Raw genomic sequence first — 14,565 nt, 5'->3', positions numbered from 1 at the left:
AACAAATAATTAACAAGCTTCTAAATAACGCGATTTTGCCAGCACACTAAATTGATCAAAAGGCAAAGGATGTGAAAAATAAAACCCCTGGTACTGGGTGCACCCCAAATCTTTCAAACATTGCAACTCCTCTGCAGACTCAACACCTTCAGCCAAAATATCCATATCCAAATTTTCGCCGAGCGCAATAATCATTTTGGCAATAGAACGATTTTCTTCATCTTTATGAATATCACGCACAAAATTTCTGTCGATTTTTATCAGACTCGATGGCAAGCGGCGCAAATAAGTTAACGAAGAATAGCCAGTACCAAAATCATCAATAGCACAGTCCACACCGATATCACCCAATTGGGCAATTAAATTCATTGCATCATGAATGCGACTAATTAAAATATTTTCAGTAATCTCAATTGTCATTTGGCCAGCGTTCACACCCGAGGTTTTTATAGCGCGGCAAATGTTATCGAAGAAATTTTCTTGCCCCAACTGCTTTGCACTTACGTTGACAGATAACTTCTTAAAGCTTTCCGGCAACCCAGCTTCCTGCAGAATTTTTAACTGCCGACACGACTCATGCAAAACCCAGTCACCAATCGCAAGGATCAGCTCGCTGTCTTCTGCTATGGGAATATAAATTTCCGGAGATTCCTGAATACGTTTTGGGTTATTCCAACGCAACAAGGCTTCAGCACCAATGATTTGATGGTCAAAATCGTATTGCGGCTGATAGTAGAGAACAAATTCATTGTTTTTCAGGGCATTTTTAAGCTCTGCTACGTATGCAGAGCGCATATTGAGCTTTTCTGACATGCTCGAGTTATAACGCAAGGCCACACGCTGCCGCAATGTTTTGGCCTCGTACATCGCAAGGTCGGCATTCTTGATAATATCGCATGAAGAATTATCGACGACAGGAAAAATCTCAAAGCCCATGCTGCAACTAACGTTATAAACCAAATCCCCTACAGAGAAAGGCTCTTCGATAACATCAAGGATGCGCACTGCTGTTCTATTTACAATTTGTTCGGCAACTTGCTCATAATCGCCTAAGTCTGGCAATAGGATGATAAATTCATCGCCACCAAAGCGAGCAACCGTATCCTTACCGCGTGTAATGCCCTTTAATCTATTAGCAACCTCTTTTAATATTTTGTCACCAACATCATGCCCCATTACATCGTTAATCGATTTAAACTGGTTTAGATCGATAAAGATCAGGGCACCAAACTTGTTATTTTCATTACAGTAGGCAATAGCTTTTTTAAGATTATCCGTCAGAGTTCTGCGATTAAAAAGTTGCGTCAGCTCGTCGTGAGCAGCTTGGTGGGCAATTTTTTCTTCTGCGCATCTACGTGCAGCCATTTCTTTTGCGAGAGACTGATGCACGAGACAGGCATAACAACTCAACGCCAGTTTTTTCAAAATCGGTTGCAAAGATTTTTGGATAGTCGGCTCAATTTCTACAATACTTTCAAAAATAATGACCCCATGTTCGGGGATAGTAAAACTTTGATAAACCTTTCCGTTAAAGTGAACAACAGACAATAAGTCATTCTGTCCCAAGTGAGCTTGAACAATACCGCACAGCATTGGATTGTCAGCCCAAGCCTTACCTAAAAATTGTGCCGGAATACTTAGATAGTGCGATAACTGGCAATCTGCAGTCTCACCCACATAATGAATAGGCTCATTATTTTCGTCGCAAAATAAAAATAAATGTGCGCTACTCAAATCCAAACGAGCAATAGAGACACGGATAAACGATTGAAGCATTTCATGTAAATCGAGGCCATTTCCAATAGCCATTGCCAGCTCATGCTGGATTGAAATTATTTGGAGAGCACGTTTCATAATTGTTTTTATATATTCCCAATAACAATGGATTTATTTAATAGATTTATTGTACCGCGACAGGTATTTGCAATCTCGCCAATGGAGAGCGCACCAACAATTGATCGCTGGCCGCCAAGCCCACGCTGTATTGCTGCCATCTCTTGCGGAAACTTATCACCCAAATAAAGAACGCGGCTCACGCAATCAAACACCAAACTGAAATTCAAGGACTCCTGATTGGCAGTTTGCGATTCTTTATGTGCAAGTACGCCTGCATTTTCGGCTGCTCGAACAATATGCTCGTCATTTCCGCTTAAAATATAAATCATGGAGTTTACAGGCACAGACCCGACACAAAATAATTCTTTGCCACGAACCTGGATGGGATCACGAACCAATATGTCGTCATTAATGCTTAGTATTCCCAAAGGGAAGTTTTGCGATATTTGAAAAAAATTTTCTTTTGTAAATTTATAATCTGCAATTTCTTCAATTACATTTTTATAAACATCAAACGCGGGTAAATAATTTAATGTTTTTATCTTGGTATCTTCGGCCTCTGTAACTAAATAGGGGCCATTTAAAACCTCCCAACCATGTTCAACAGCACACTGCATAGGCACTGGCAAACGAACAACGAGAGCAGTGTTCATCAGTAAACCCTTCCGCGAAAATACACAGGGGCGCTGTTTGAAATCAATCGAGCCGGCACCACCACCAATTACATCTATTCCACCACCCAACGTTTCGTAGAGGACATTAATAAAAGGTTCGGTAGCGTTCGCCATAGCATCTATAAATACCAATAGATCAAACGAGCTTTGCGGTTGTTCAGCATCCCGAACTAACGGAGAATTAAAGTCTGGAGCAGTTTGATTAACAGAAAGATCATAATTAGTAACGGAAATTACGAAAGGAAATCCCACCAAAATAAATCCCTTATCCAATTTTGTATCTGCATAAAAAACAGAAGGAAATATTCCTCCACAAATTGGTATTGGGTAAGACTGCAATGAGGACTCAAGAACTCGGGGGGAATGATTGTTAGCGCTACAGGCCAGAATCATTAGACTTTGGGCTCCACGTGCAAGAATTTGGGTCAAAGCATCCAGCAAAGACTTATCTGTGCCTTGCTCGGAAACCCAAATAAGAGGTGTAGAAACACTCTCTTGCTGTGCAATGAACGCCATGATGCATCCCTAACTTACTGTTGGCAGGGATAATAATGGAGCACTCCTGGAATAGGAAATATTATTTTTAAGCAACGAATGGAAATTTAAGCGCCATTTGATGTTAGTTATTATAAGAACATGCGCGGTAAAGACAGAATGTAGAGCATCCCTGCCCTAAAAAATCAATCGTGATGATGACCGCCAGCTCCATGGGCGTGACCATGAGCTAACTCCTCGGAAGTTGCTTCACGAATATCTACAACTTCTATTTCAAAAGTTAAAGTTTTACCTGCCAAGGGATGGTTACTATCAATATCAACATTGAACTTACCCACTTTAAGCACCACAGCCTCCCATGGGCCATGCTGAGTATTTACTTGCACACGCGAACCAGGCTTCAATTTATTTTTTAACGCTGCATGATTATGCAAATGTTTAATGGGGACACGTTGAACAGCACCCTCTTTGCGCTCACCATACGCCTGATCGGGCGCCAAAGTCACATTTACTTTGTCTCCCACGACCTTAGTATCTAATTCAGATTCAAGCGCGGCCAAAATATTACTGTGACCATGAAGATACAAAGTTGGATCAGCATCATAAGATGTTTCCAATAATGTTCCATCAACATCTTTTAAGTTGTAATGAAAACTCACTACTTTGTCAGCGGAAATGTGCATAATTTCTCCGAAAATTGCCTACATAATTAAAAGCGGCAGTATGGAGAGTTGAACAATACGAATCAACAGAAATTAAAATTTCAATTGAAAAGAAGGGCAGAAGAGGAAATTAAATAATTTTCGAATTAAAAATTATCTTTCAAATATTGCTTGGCAAGACGTGCTGAATCGCCCAAACCAGCTGCGGCATCATCTAACAAAGGCTTGGCGCGTTTTTTATCGCCTAACAAATGATATACCTTCCCTAACTTAAATTTGGCATCAGGTACTTTGTTACTTTCAGGAAAATCTTGAAGCAATTTTGCAAACCAATCACGCGCTTGGGGTAATTGGTTCTTCAATAGGAAAATTTCGCCTAACCAATAGCAACTGTTAGCGGCAAACTCACCTGACGGATATTTTTTGAGATATTCTTTGAACGCAACCAAGGATTGATCAACTTGGCGCTGACGCAACAAATCATAAGCTGCTTTATATTCATCAGCTTCACTCGCACCAGCTACTGCGGGCGCTACTGCAGAATCCGTAGAAACAGATGAGTCTGTATTTGCACTGGCATCCAGGTCTTTTGCTTTAGCTGCATTACCCGTTAAAAAAGAAACACGACGATCCAGATCAACATAGTTGTCGAGCTGAAGTTGTTTTAAACGGGAGATTTCGTGACCTTGCTCTTCAACCAGAGCGCGCAACTCGGAGACTTCTTGCAGGAGCGATTGAACCTGATTATAAGATTCAGTTTTTTGTTCGAGGGATTCTTGTTGACGATTCACCCCAGAGCGAACGCTCTGAGGTGAGGAATCAACAACCCGTACTTGTGCTTCAACCGCCGGAACTGCAATACAACATAGGAGAGCAATTGCGCGTTTCAACATACGGGTCAGACTCTAATTACTTGATTTCTACACGACGGTTTTGAGTGTAAGAAGCTTCATCGTGACCAGTAGCAACTGGACGCTCTTCACCGTAGCTAACAACTTCCAAAGAAGCCGCTTTTACGCCTTGAAGAACCAAGAAATCACGAGCAGCTTTAGCACGTTTTTCGCCCAAAGCCATGTTGTATTCGCGAGAACCTTCTTCAGAAGCGTGACCTTCCAAGCGAACTGCTGCAGAAGAACCTTTTAATTTCTCAGCGTGCGCCAACAGAATAGCGCGAGCTTCTGGGCTCAGATCGTACTTGTTGAATTCAAAGTAAACAACGTTTGCAACTGCTTTAACTGGAGCAGCAGTTTCTGTAGCAACAGGAGCTGGAGTAGCTGCTGGAGCAGTGGTTTTCTTCTTATCGCTAGAAGAACAGCCAACCAGGAAAGCCATAACTACGGCCAAAGTCAAACCTTGCTTAATTGCTTTAGTGATCATGTGTGTGTAACTCCAATCAAGTTGTAGATCTATAGTGGTGAAAAAAACAGCTTAAAAAAATGGTGACCACGCGGGTTCACGTACATCGCCTTGCTTGGATGGCAAACGAACCTTTGTTCGCGCATCCAACGAAACAGCACCGAGGATACCCTTACCACCAACACTGGTCGCATACATAAGCATTGCGCCGTTGGGCGCTATAGTAGGCGATTCGTCGTAATTTGTCTCGGTCAAAATGCGTATATTTCCCGATTTAAGGTCTTGAGCGGCAATCTGATAGTTACCACCAGGGCGCTTATTGACCATTACCAAACTCTTACCATCGGGAGAAACACGACCACGCGCGTTATAATCGCCGTCGAAGGTTACACGTTCTGTTATACCCGTTGCAAGTGTTACTTTATAAATTTGTGGTCTTACGCCACGATCTGATGTGAAAAATATTCCCGTTCCATCAATGGTCCATGACGGCTCAGTATCGATTGCAAATTGATTTGTAACACGAGTAAATGCTCGACTCGCAATATCTACGGTATAAATTTCCGGGTTGTCATCTTTAGACAGAACCATAGCCAGCTTTTGACCATCTGGAGACCAAGCCGGTGCACCATTTAACCCTTTGAAGTTTGTGATTTGCTCTTTACGTCCGGTCGCTAAGGTTTGTATATAAATGGCGGGACGATCGGATTCAAAAGACACATAAGCCACACGAGTGCCATCTGGCGACCAAACAGGTGACATAATCGGTTGTTTTGATTCAAGCAACACACGAGCGCGTGCACCATCCACATCTGAAAGCATCAAGCGCGATCTTGCGGGCTTGGAGAAAGCTTCTACATAAATAATTTTAGTGGAGAAGATGCCGCGAATCCCAGTGATAGTTTCATACACCTTATCGCTGATTCTATGTGCCATATCGCGCAGCTGAGTCTCTGAACCATCAACACTCATTTTGATAAAAACGCGCTTCTGTTGCACGACATCAAATAATTCGTAGGATGCTGTGTAGCGGCCACCCTGCTCTGCGATACTACCGATCAATAAATATTCTGCTTTGATCGCTTTAAAATCGCGGTAAGAAATTTCGCTTTCACTACGAGGATGAGTAATCAGCTGATTTGAATCTATGGATTCAAATTGACCACTGAAATTCAAATCATTACGAATGATGGCTGGAATATCTTCCGCCAGCTTTGGGCCTGCAAAATCATCCACCGCAATTCGCGTTGGATTATCAATACCTTTTGAAATCGTGATGTTAGTCAACTGTGCGTTAGCATAACCTGATAACAAAACCATACAGAACAATACAATGCGTTTCACTGGCGCAAATCCTCTGGTCGGAAGGTGAATAAAAATTGACGGAAATATTTTTCAAAAACATCCGGCGGAATATTTTTGACGTCTTCAAATCGATCAACACGTTTTACCGCTTGCTCCGCAGCGCGATCAAACGCGGCATCTCCACTACTCTTGGTGACGCGAACGCCCATAACTTGTCCGGTGGGCAACATTCTAATTTCCAACACTGCTGTCATTCCGTTACGCGCTGATGGAGGTCTACTCCAATTTTGTCTTACGCGCTCAGCAATTAACTCTTCGTAACTTTTTGTGCTGACGTCATCAACAGTACTGCTCAGCATTTGCTCTTCTTTTTGCATTTGCGCTTCTAGCGCTTTCAATTCCTCGCGGCGTTGCTTTTCTGCCTTTTTCTTCTTTTCAGCTTCGGCTTGTGCTTTTTGCTCTTCTTCTAATTTTTTCTGCTTTTCAGCTTTAGCTTTTGCATCAGCTTCTTTTTTAGCTTTTTCTTTCTTTACATTTTCATCGCGAACTTTTTGTTCGGCTACCGCCTTTTCTTTCTGTTCTTGCTGTTTTTGAACTACAGCTTTGGATTCAGCCTGCTGTTCTTGCTGCTCCTGCTGCTGTTTCACCTGTTTTAATTCAGGATTATTTTTCCCATCCAACACCTGCTCTTTAGGCTGTTGGGGCGCAGCTTTTGCTTTTGGCTTTACGTCAACCAAAGTGGCCGTCACAAAATGCGGCTTATAGGGTTCAGGCTCTTCCTTCAGAAAATCAAATTTTAATATCATTGCCAAAACAATCAGTGCGTGAAGTAACACACTGAGAAATACTGGCAGCGAAAAAATATCGGCAAGCTTCATAGACAACCTAGTGCGAGGGTGGATCAGTCAACAAGCCCACTGACGGTGCGCCAGCGGCTTTTAATTCGCCCATCAACTCGACAATAACACCATAGTTCACGCTGCGATCGCCCTGCACAAACACCAATGTGTTAGGTTTGGCGGCCAATATTTTCCCAACAATATCTTTAATCTCATGGAGAGGCCGTGCGGTATCCCTGCTTCCTCCAAGCCCCTCTCCACCAGACTCAATGTAGAAGCCGCCGTCCTTTTTAACAGAGACCGTAATAGGTTCGTCGTCTTTGGTGTCAACAGGCTCCGCAGCTGCCTTAGGAAGATCAACCTTTATACCCTGCGTCATCATGGGCGCGGCGATCATAAAAACAACCAGCAGCACCAACATCACGTCAATAAAGGGGACGACGTTAATTTCTGCTTTGAGATTTTTTTTAACTTTTGGTCCGAATCCAGACATGTGTAATAACCTATTTCGCGTTCACTTAACCTATATACATCTGCAAAACATTTACTTGCTATGCACTTGGCGATGAAGAATGGTCGAAAACTCTTCTGCGAAGGTTTGATAATTACTGAGCAGCGCTGCTGAACGTGAGGAAAATTTGTTGTACGCCAACACCGCAGGAATCGCAGCAAAAAGCCCCATAGCCGTTGCGATCAAGGCTTCGGCAATACCTGGTGCAACCGTCGCCAAGGTTGTTTGATGGACATTTGAAAGGTTCATAAAGGAGTTCATAATTCCCCATACGGTCCCAAAAAGACCAACGTATGGGCTTACAGATGCGACACTGGCAAGGAATGGTAAGTTTTCATCCAGTTTTTCCTCTTCACGCGCTAGCGCCACACGCATTGCACGCTGAGCGCCATCCATAATTGCTTCAGCATCTGCACCAGCCGTTTGACGCAGACGAGTAAATTCTTTAAATCCTGCGCGGAATATATTTTCTATTCCTTCAATACGCTCATGCCCATTGCCCTGACGGAAGAGCTGGTTGAGATCAATGCCGGACCAAAATTGTTTTTCAAAATAATCAAACGCATTTTTAGCTTTGCTTTGATAAATAAGACTTTTAAAAATCATCACCCAGGACACAACTGAAGCTGCAACCAAAATCAGCATGACGATTTTCACTGCGATGGTAGCCTGGCCCATGAGGGCGAAAATTGACATTGTATTTTCAGCGTCTGACATAGAGGGTTTAACCTTGAGTGTTGGTTTCTATATTTGTGAAATTTGAAGTTGTGACAATTGCTGATGCATATCCGCTGGAATTGGGCGCGGTTTCATTAACGCTGCATCTACACAGGCAACACGCACGAGCCCACTAGATAACAACTCTTGCTCGCGGAAAACCTGCTGTTTAAATTCGATATAGGTGCGCGCTAACTTGGTAATGCTGCTTGTTATCAGCAATTCATCATCAAGTCGCGCAGGACGACGGTAGTCAACTTGAGCAGCATGTACTACCAATAAAAGGCCGTCGTCCAAAATCGCCGGCTTATGATAACCCAAAGTGCGCAAGAATTCTGTACGGCAGCGCTCCATGAATTTTAAATAGTTTACGTAATAAACAATTCCGCCCGCATCTGTATCTTCGATATAAACGCGAACCGAAATACTAAACTCTTCCGCAACCATAATTTCTCTGTACAAATTTTATTCGGATTAATTTTCACCGACGTCTTGTTGTAATCGTTTTGGCATGGGTACGCCAAAATGCAGATAGGCATTATTAGTTAAGACCCGACCGCGTGGCGTCCGCGCCATAAAGCCTTGCTGAATTAAATATGGTTCAATCACATCTTCGATGGTGCCGCGGTCTTCACTAATAGCTGCCGCCAAACTTTCAACACCTACTGGGCCTCCATCAAAATTGTTCATCATCGCCATTAATAAACGCCGGTCCATATGATCAAAGCCGCGTTCATCTACATTCAGCATATTTAATGCGCTATCTGCCATGCTTGCGGTGACTATGCCGTCACCTTTCATTTCAGCGAAATCGCGCACTCGACGCAGCAATCGATTGGCAATCCGCGGTGTACCGCGCGAGCGTTTTGCGACTTCCTGCGCGCCTTTATCATCCATACGAACGCCAAGCAAATTAGCGGAACGCGCAACAATATGGGTGAGATCGGCGACATTATAAAACTCCAGACGCTGAACAATACCAAAACGGTCGCGTAAGGGTGATGTTAAAAGTCCGGCACGAGTAGTTGCCCCCACCAAAGTAAACTGCGGTAAATCCAGCTTAATGGAGCGTGCAGCGGGGCCTTCACCAATCATAATATCCAGCTGGAAATCCTCCATGGCTGGATAAAGAATCTCCTCCACCACAGGGCTCAAGCGATGTATTTCGTCAATAAACAACACATCGCCCGGCTCCAGATTAGTCATAAGTGCAGCTAAATCACCGGCTTTTTCTAATACCGGGCCAGAAGTACTTTTTAGCGATACGCCCATTTCATTAGCAATAATATTGGCGAGCGTGGTCTTACCCAATCCAGGCGGACCGAATACCAAGGTATGATCCAGCGCTTCGTTGCGTTTTTTGGCAGCACCGATAAAAATTTCCATCTGCTCACGCACAACAGGCTGCCCAACATAATCCGCAAGGCTTTTGGGGCGCACAGTGCGATCCAAATAATCTTCACGCTCTTTGGCGGCGGGGGCAATCAGGCGATCTGTTTCAATCATTATCAGCTCGTAAGATAAACAAAGTGTGTGAATGTCTTATTAAGAGAAATCAGGAGCTAGCCATAGAACGCAAAGCCAAGCGAATGAGCTCTTCACTCTTAGCATCTGGTTTTTGCTTGGATGCTGCGGAAATCATTTTTGCAGCTTCCACAGGTTTATAACCCAAGGCCACCAATGCACTTTCAGCTTCTGCGTAAGTATCATTGTCGCTAACAATTTGCTTGATTTCATTATGCGCCAGCAGATCGTTATGGGGCATATCCCAATTTTTCAAGCGATCACGTAACTCAATCACCAATCGTTCAGCCGTTTTGGCGCCTATGCCTGGCACTTTGGTTAAGGCTTTAACATTATTGTCGCGCACACAGCGAGCGATATCATCCGCCTCCATGCCCGACAAAATCGCTACTGCTAACTTGGGACCAACACCATTTACTTTTATCAAGGTGCGAAAGAGGGAGCGGTCACGCTGATCAGCAAAACCAAAAAGTTGGTGCAAGTTTTCGGTGATGGACAAATGCGTGTGCAAAATAACTTCTGCACCCATTGCCGGGAGACGATAGAAAGTTGTCATGGGCGCTTGTAGCTCGTAGCCAACGCCATTTACATCCAGCAATAAATAAGGAGGTTGCTTTTCAATGAGGGTGCCACGGAGACGTCCAATCATGTGCGCTTTTAGCCTGTGTTAACGTTGAGGGCGATTGTAATGCAGTTTAAACATTTTAAAAATTTGAATCTTTACCGGGAAAACTTTGGGATTATTATTAAACCACCCTGCCTCGCCGAAAGCTTACTGAACCGGCCAACTTAATTAAATGCTGGGAACTGTTGGCATGACAAAGAGCGACGGCAAGTGCATCTGCAGCATCTTCTTGTGGAACGGCGGGCAGCCGCAACAGTGTTTTCACCATATGCTGGACTTGAAGCTTATCTGCTGCACCGTTGCCTACGACCGACTGCTTCACTTTGCGCGCTTCATATTCTGAAACTGGCATATCCAAGGCGACAGCGGCCACGATTGCGGCGCCCCTCGCCTGCCCAAGCTTAAGAGCTGAAGCCGCGTTCTTGGCCATAAAAACCTGTTCAATGGCCATTTCCTGCGGACAATATTGATTAATAATCTGAGTGATGGAATTGAAAATGATTTTTAACCGCTCAGACAATTCCACCTCCGGAATACGTATAACTCCGCTAGTGACGTATTCGGTTTTATTGCCATTCGCGTTGATAATGCCAAAACCGGTTTTACGTGAGCCGGGATCTATACCGAGGATAAGTGCCATAAGCAGAACCAAGATCATGCATAAACTGTAGATACGTACAGTGTTACATGAAGATGGCATCTAGGCAAGCTGCATGCACCTAAAGCAAGCAGCTATTCTAAAGAGAGGATGTAGATAGAAACTAACCGATTTGCTCCATGATTTCTTCTGAAATATCCGCATTGGTATAAACCTTCTGCACATCGTCCAGATCTTCAAGCATATCAATTAATGCGAGGATTTTTTCGGCCTGGTCTTTATCGAGCGATACGGTTAATGACGGCTGCATAATAATTTCGGAGTGCTCAGGCTTGAAGCCAGCCGCAATCAGCGCATCTTTTACATTCAGATAATCTTCAAACGCGGTGAAGATTTCGATGGAACCATCATCATTGGCAATCACATCATCTGCGCCAGCTTCCAGCGCAGCTTCCATTAATGCATCTTCGCTTATACCTGGCGCAAAACTGATTTGGCCTTTGCGTGCAAACAGATAAGAAACAGAACCGTTTGTACCGAGATTTCCGCCACGCTTATCGAACGCATGGCGAACTTCGCCCGCGGTGCGATTACGGTTGTCGGTCATACATTCAACAATAAAGGCAACGCCGTTTACGCCGTAACCTTCATAAGTTAACTCTTCGTAATTATCCGCTTCAGTTGTACCAGCGCCACGCGCAATCGCTTTCTCAATCGAATCACGCTTCATGTTGTTGTAAAGTGCGTCGTCAACTGCAGCACGCAAGCGCGGGTTGTCTGCAATGTTTGCGCTGCTTTTTGCGGCAACAGTTATCTCACGAATGAGTTTGGTAAAAATTTTTACGCGTTTGGCATCTTGTCGCGCTTTGCGGTGACGCATGTTGTGCCATTTACTGTGGCCTGCCATCTTGTTTCTCCAAGATACTTTTATTTAATTCAAGATTAAAAATCCCATAAAAAAAGGGCGGGCATTGCCCACCCTTTTTCAATCGCGTTGTTTCAAGTGCGATTACATTCCGTACTCAGCGCCTTCAGCTGGTGCAGCTTCGGCTTTTTCTTTCTTGCGTAAACGAATGTGCAATTCACGCAATTGCAAATCGTCTACAAAACCTGGGGCGTCAGTCATTACACAAGCAGCGCTTTGGGTTTTCGGGAAGGCGATTACATCGCGGATTGAGCTTGCGCCAATCATCAACATAATCAAGCGATCCAAACCGAATGCCAAACCACCGTGCGGTGGTGCACCATATTTCAATGCGTCCAACAGGAAGCCAAATTTTTCGCGTTGCTCTTCTTCGCTAATGCCAAGGATGTTGAACACAGTTTGTTGCATTTCCTTGGTGTGGATACGCACAGAACCACCGCCCAATTCAGTACCGTTTAATACCAAATCGTAAGCTTGTGACAATGCAGTCGCCGGGTTTGCAGCCAATTCTTCTGGTGAACAAGAAGGCGCAGTAAATGGATGGTGAATTGCAGTCAAGCTGCCGTCATCCAATTCTTCGAACATCGGGAAATCAACAACCCACAACATTGCCCACTCTTTGGTGTACAAATTCAAATCTGCACCGAGTTTGCAACGCAATGCGCCCAAAGCTTCAGTTACGATTTTGTGCTTGTCGGCACCGAAGAAAATCAAGTCACCGTTTTCTGCACCAACGCGCTCAAGAATTGCGGCACGAACTGGAACAGGGAGATTTTTAACGATTGGAGATTGCAAACCTTCTTCAAGATCATTCTTGTCGTTAACTTTAATGTACGCCAAACCTTTTGCACCGTAGATGCTTACGAACTTGGTGTAGTCGTCGATTTGCTTGCGCGTTAACTTTTCATTTCCACCGGGGACTTTGAGCGCAGTTACGCGAGATTTTGGATCGTTCGCTGGGCCAGCAAATACTTTAAAATCTACTTCGGCAACCAGGTCTTTAACATCAACCAATTCCAACGGAATACGCATATCAGGTTTATCTGATCCGTATTTTGCGATGGCTTCAGAGAAAGGCATGCGTTGCAATTCGTCGAACTCTACACCTTTCAAATCTTTAAACACTTCGCGAATCATACCTTCAGTCACAGACATAATCTGGTCTTGGGTCATGAATGAAGTTTCGATATCGATCTGGGTAAATTCTGGTTGGCGATCTGCACGCAAATCTTCATCGCGGAAACATTTTGCGATTTGGTAGTAGCGATCAAAACCAGCCACCATTAACAATTGTTTAAACAACTGTGGCGATTGTGGCAATGCGAAAAATTTATTTTCGTGGGTACGTGATGGCACCAAATAATCGCGCGCACCTTCGGGGGTAGCACGAGTCAGAATTGGCGTTTCAATATCCAAAAAGTTATTGCGATCTAAATAATTGCGAATTGCGCTGGTCACTTTTGAACGGAAGCGCAAACTTTTTTGCATCTCTAAACGGCGCAAATCGAGGAATCGATATTTCAAACGAGTTTCTTCACCTACGTTTGAAAATGCATCCAATGGGAACGGAATAGTTTCGGCTTCGTTCAGGATTTTCAAACCCGTGCCGTAAACTTCGATCTCGCCGCTCGCCATATTCGGGTTTACAGCTGCTGCTGCACGAGCGCGAACCTTACCAGTAACTTGCAAAACATATTCGCCGCGCACCTTATCAGCCAATGCAAAATTCTCTTTGGCATCCGGATCAAACACCACTTGCACAATACCTTCGCGGTCGCGCAGGTCGATAAAGATCACACCACCGTGATCGCGACGACGATCCACCCAGCCAGAGAGGGTGACTTCTTGATCGATATGAGCGGCATTTAAAGAGCCGCAGTATTGGCTGCGCATAGGCATTGTCCCGTTATATAAAAGTAAATTAATTAGTTGCGCGGTGCTCGGAGGATCCGATTAGTCCGCGGCTTTAGTGCTGGAACTAGAGGTTGACGAGCTGGAAGTGCCCGAACCAGAGTCACCGGCTAAATTCTTTTTATTGCCTGATTTGAAATCAGTTTCGTACCAACCACCGCCCTTTAAACGGAAGCCGGCCGCTGATATTTGTTTCTTCAAGGTTGACTTATTACAGGCCGGACAATCCACCAAAGGGCCATCACTCAAACGCTGTAAGGCCTCTAAAGCGTGGCCGCAAGCTTCACACTGGTACTCGTAAATAGGCATTTCAACTCTCAAAACTACTATGTAGATGCATTTTCCAGAGCATTTACCCTGAAAAAGCTCGCGATTATAGCCTAAGCCAACGCCTGCGAGAACTGCCGTAGCTGGTTTTGGAATTATCCATCTAAATTTACTTCGAATTTCTATAATTTTTCTATAAAGCTGTTTTATAGGGAAAAAATAAGAGATTCGCGACAAGTTTCGATCAAATAGCCTCCCGATTGGAGCCGCTTCCGCGTCCATCGCTACCACTAACTTCAACTAGCTCAGGCTACTTAGGA

Annotated in this window: 16 protein-coding genes; all 16 read right to left on the bottom strand. The window is 44.1% G+C overall.

Annotated elements, in window-relative coordinates; translation table 11 throughout:
• Positions 1–9 precede the first annotated feature (9 nt).
• Positions 10–1,809 carry a putative bifunctional diguanylate cyclase/phosphodiesterase gene (locus IE104_RS03730; protein WP_189416135.1) on the bottom strand — a complete coding sequence of 600 codons (1,800 nt, stop codon included), beginning with the start codon at positions 1,807–1,809 and terminating at the stop codon, positions 10–12.
• A 53-nt stretch (positions 1,810–1,862) separates the two neighbouring features.
• Complete coding sequence (locus tag IE104_RS03725) at positions 1,863–3,026, bottom strand: FIST C-terminal domain-containing protein (protein ID WP_189416133.1); 1,164 nt, start codon at positions 3,024–3,026, stop codon at positions 1,863–1,865.
• Positions 3,027–3,190: 164 nt separating this feature from the next.
• Positions 3,191–3,688 (bottom strand): FKBP-type peptidyl-prolyl cis-trans isomerase, encoded by a 498-nt coding sequence (locus IE104_RS03720; RefSeq protein WP_189416132.1) that lies wholly within the window; start codon positions 3,686–3,688, stop codon positions 3,191–3,193.
• 125 nt (positions 3,689–3,813) lie between these two features.
• Complete coding sequence (locus IE104_RS03715) at positions 3,814–4,560, bottom strand: YbgF trimerization domain-containing protein (RefSeq protein ID WP_189416131.1); 747 nt, start codon at positions 4,558–4,560, stop codon at positions 3,814–3,816.
• A 16-nt stretch (positions 4,561–4,576) separates the two neighbouring features.
• Entirely contained in the window at positions 4,577–5,044 is a 468-nt protein-coding gene (pal, locus tag IE104_RS03710; protein WP_189416129.1) for a peptidoglycan-associated lipoprotein Pal, read from the bottom strand.
• A gap of 51 nt (positions 5,045–5,095) precedes the next feature.
• On the bottom strand, positions 5,096–6,367 hold the full coding sequence (gene tolB, locus IE104_RS03705) for a Tol-Pal system beta propeller repeat protein TolB (RefSeq protein ID WP_189416128.1): 1,272 nt from the start codon (positions 6,365–6,367) through the stop codon (positions 5,096–5,098).
• Positions 6,364–7,206 carry a cell envelope integrity protein TolA gene (gene tolA / locus IE104_RS03700; protein WP_189416127.1) on the bottom strand — a complete coding sequence of 281 codons (843 nt, stop codon included), beginning with the start codon at positions 7,204–7,206 and terminating at the stop codon, positions 6,364–6,366. Before tolA ends, tolB begins: the two co-directional genes overlap by 4 nt.
• Before the next feature lie 7 nt (positions 7,207–7,213).
• Positions 7,214–7,660 carry a protein TolR gene (tolR, locus tag IE104_RS03695; protein WP_189416125.1) on the bottom strand — a complete coding sequence of 149 codons (447 nt, stop codon included), beginning with the start codon at positions 7,658–7,660 and terminating at the stop codon, positions 7,214–7,216.
• 51 nt (positions 7,661–7,711) lie between these two features.
• Positions 7,712–8,395, bottom strand: coding sequence for a protein TolQ (gene tolQ / locus IE104_RS03690; protein ID WP_189416124.1), 684 nt, complete (start codon positions 8,393–8,395; stop codon positions 7,712–7,714).
• A 27-nt stretch (positions 8,396–8,422) separates the two neighbouring features.
• Positions 8,423–8,842 (bottom strand): tol-pal system-associated acyl-CoA thioesterase, encoded by a 420-nt coding sequence (ybgC, locus tag IE104_RS03685; RefSeq protein WP_308429261.1) that lies wholly within the window; start codon positions 8,840–8,842, stop codon positions 8,423–8,425.
• Positions 8,843–8,869: 27 nt separating this feature from the next.
• Positions 8,870–9,901 (bottom strand): Holliday junction branch migration DNA helicase RuvB, encoded by a 1,032-nt coding sequence (ruvB, locus tag IE104_RS03680; protein WP_189416123.1) that lies wholly within the window; start codon positions 9,899–9,901, stop codon positions 8,870–8,872.
• Between the two features lie 49 nt (positions 9,902–9,950).
• Positions 9,951–10,568 (bottom strand): Holliday junction branch migration protein RuvA, encoded by a 618-nt coding sequence (gene ruvA, locus IE104_RS03675; RefSeq protein ID WP_189416121.1) that lies wholly within the window; start codon positions 10,566–10,568, stop codon positions 9,951–9,953.
• A 97-nt stretch (positions 10,569–10,665) separates the two neighbouring features.
• The gene (gene ruvC, locus IE104_RS03670; protein WP_189416120.1) at positions 10,666–11,184 is read right to left on the bottom strand and encodes a crossover junction endodeoxyribonuclease RuvC; all 519 of its coding nucleotides are present in this window, start codon (positions 11,182–11,184) and stop codon (positions 10,666–10,668) included.
• A 121-nt stretch (positions 11,185–11,305) separates the two neighbouring features.
• Entirely contained in the window at positions 11,306–12,049 is a 744-nt protein-coding gene (locus IE104_RS03665) for a YebC/PmpR family DNA-binding transcriptional regulator (protein WP_189416119.1), read from the bottom strand.
• Between the two features lie 102 nt (positions 12,050–12,151).
• Positions 12,152–13,960 carry an aspartate--tRNA ligase gene (gene aspS / locus IE104_RS03660; RefSeq protein WP_189416117.1) on the bottom strand — a complete coding sequence of 603 codons (1,809 nt, stop codon included), beginning with the start codon at positions 13,958–13,960 and terminating at the stop codon, positions 12,152–12,154.
• A 60-nt stretch (positions 13,961–14,020) separates the two neighbouring features.
• Positions 14,021–14,287 (bottom strand): FmdB family zinc ribbon protein, encoded by a 267-nt coding sequence (locus IE104_RS03655; RefSeq protein ID WP_189416116.1) that lies wholly within the window; start codon positions 14,285–14,287, stop codon positions 14,021–14,023.
• Positions 14,288–14,565 lie beyond the last annotated feature (278 nt).

The sequence above is a fragment of the Cellvibrio zantedeschiae genome (assembly GCF_014652535.1).
GTDB lineage: Bacteria > Pseudomonadota > Gammaproteobacteria > Pseudomonadales > Cellvibrionaceae > Cellvibrio > Cellvibrio zantedeschiae.
The sequence above is the reverse complement of the archived record's forward strand: the minus strand, read 5'-3'. Positions and strand labels throughout refer to the sequence as shown.

Coding starts and splice junctions, on each gene's coding strand:
- aspS (WP_189416117.1), bottom strand. CDS start 13,960: ATGCGCAGCCAATACTGCGGCTCTTTAAATGCCGCTCATATCGATCAA.
- IE104_RS03665 (WP_189416119.1), bottom strand. CDS start 12,049: ATGGCAGGCCACAGTAAATGGCACAACATGCGTCACCGCAAAGCGCGA.
- IE104_RS03730 (WP_189416135.1), bottom strand. CDS start 1,809: ATGGCTATTGGAAATGGCCTCGATTTACATGAAATGCTTCAATCGTTT.
- tolQ (WP_189416124.1), bottom strand. CDS start 8,395: ATGTCAGACGCTGAAAATACAATGTCAATTTTCGCCCTCATGGGCCAG.
- IE104_RS03655 (WP_189416116.1), bottom strand. CDS start 14,287: ATGCCTATTTACGAGTACCAGTGTGAAGCTTGCGGCCACGCTTTAGAG.
- pal (WP_189416129.1), bottom strand. CDS start 5,044: ATGATCACTAAAGCAATTAAGCAAGGTTTGACTTTGGCCGTAGTTATG.
- tolA (WP_189416127.1), bottom strand. CDS start 7,206: ATGAAGCTTGCCGATATTTTTTCGCTGCCAGTATTTCTCAGTGTGTTA.
- IE104_RS03725 (WP_189416133.1), bottom strand. CDS start 3,026: ATGGCGTTCATTGCACAGCAAGAGAGTGTTTCTACACCTCTTATTTGG.
- ruvB (WP_189416123.1), bottom strand. CDS start 9,901: ATGATTGAAACAGATCGCCTGATTGCCCCCGCCGCCAAAGAGCGTGAA.
- IE104_RS03715 (WP_189416131.1), bottom strand. CDS start 4,560: ATGTTGAAACGCGCAATTGCTCTCCTATGTTGTATTGCAGTTCCGGCG.
- ruvA (WP_189416121.1), bottom strand. CDS start 10,568: ATGATTGGACGTCTCCGTGGCACCCTCATTGAAAAGCAACCTCCTTAT.
- IE104_RS03720 (WP_189416132.1), bottom strand. CDS start 3,688: ATGCACATTTCCGCTGACAAAGTAGTGAGTTTTCATTACAACTTAAAA.
- ybgC (WP_308429261.1), bottom strand. CDS start 8,842: ATGGTTGCGGAAGAGTTTAGTATTTCGGTTCGCGTTTATATCGAAGAT.
- tolR (WP_189416125.1), bottom strand. CDS start 7,660: ATGTCTGGATTCGGACCAAAAGTTAAAAAAAATCTCAAAGCAGAAATT.
- ruvC (WP_189416120.1), bottom strand. CDS start 11,184: ATGGCACTTATCCTCGGTATAGATCCCGGCTCACGTAAAACCGGTTTT.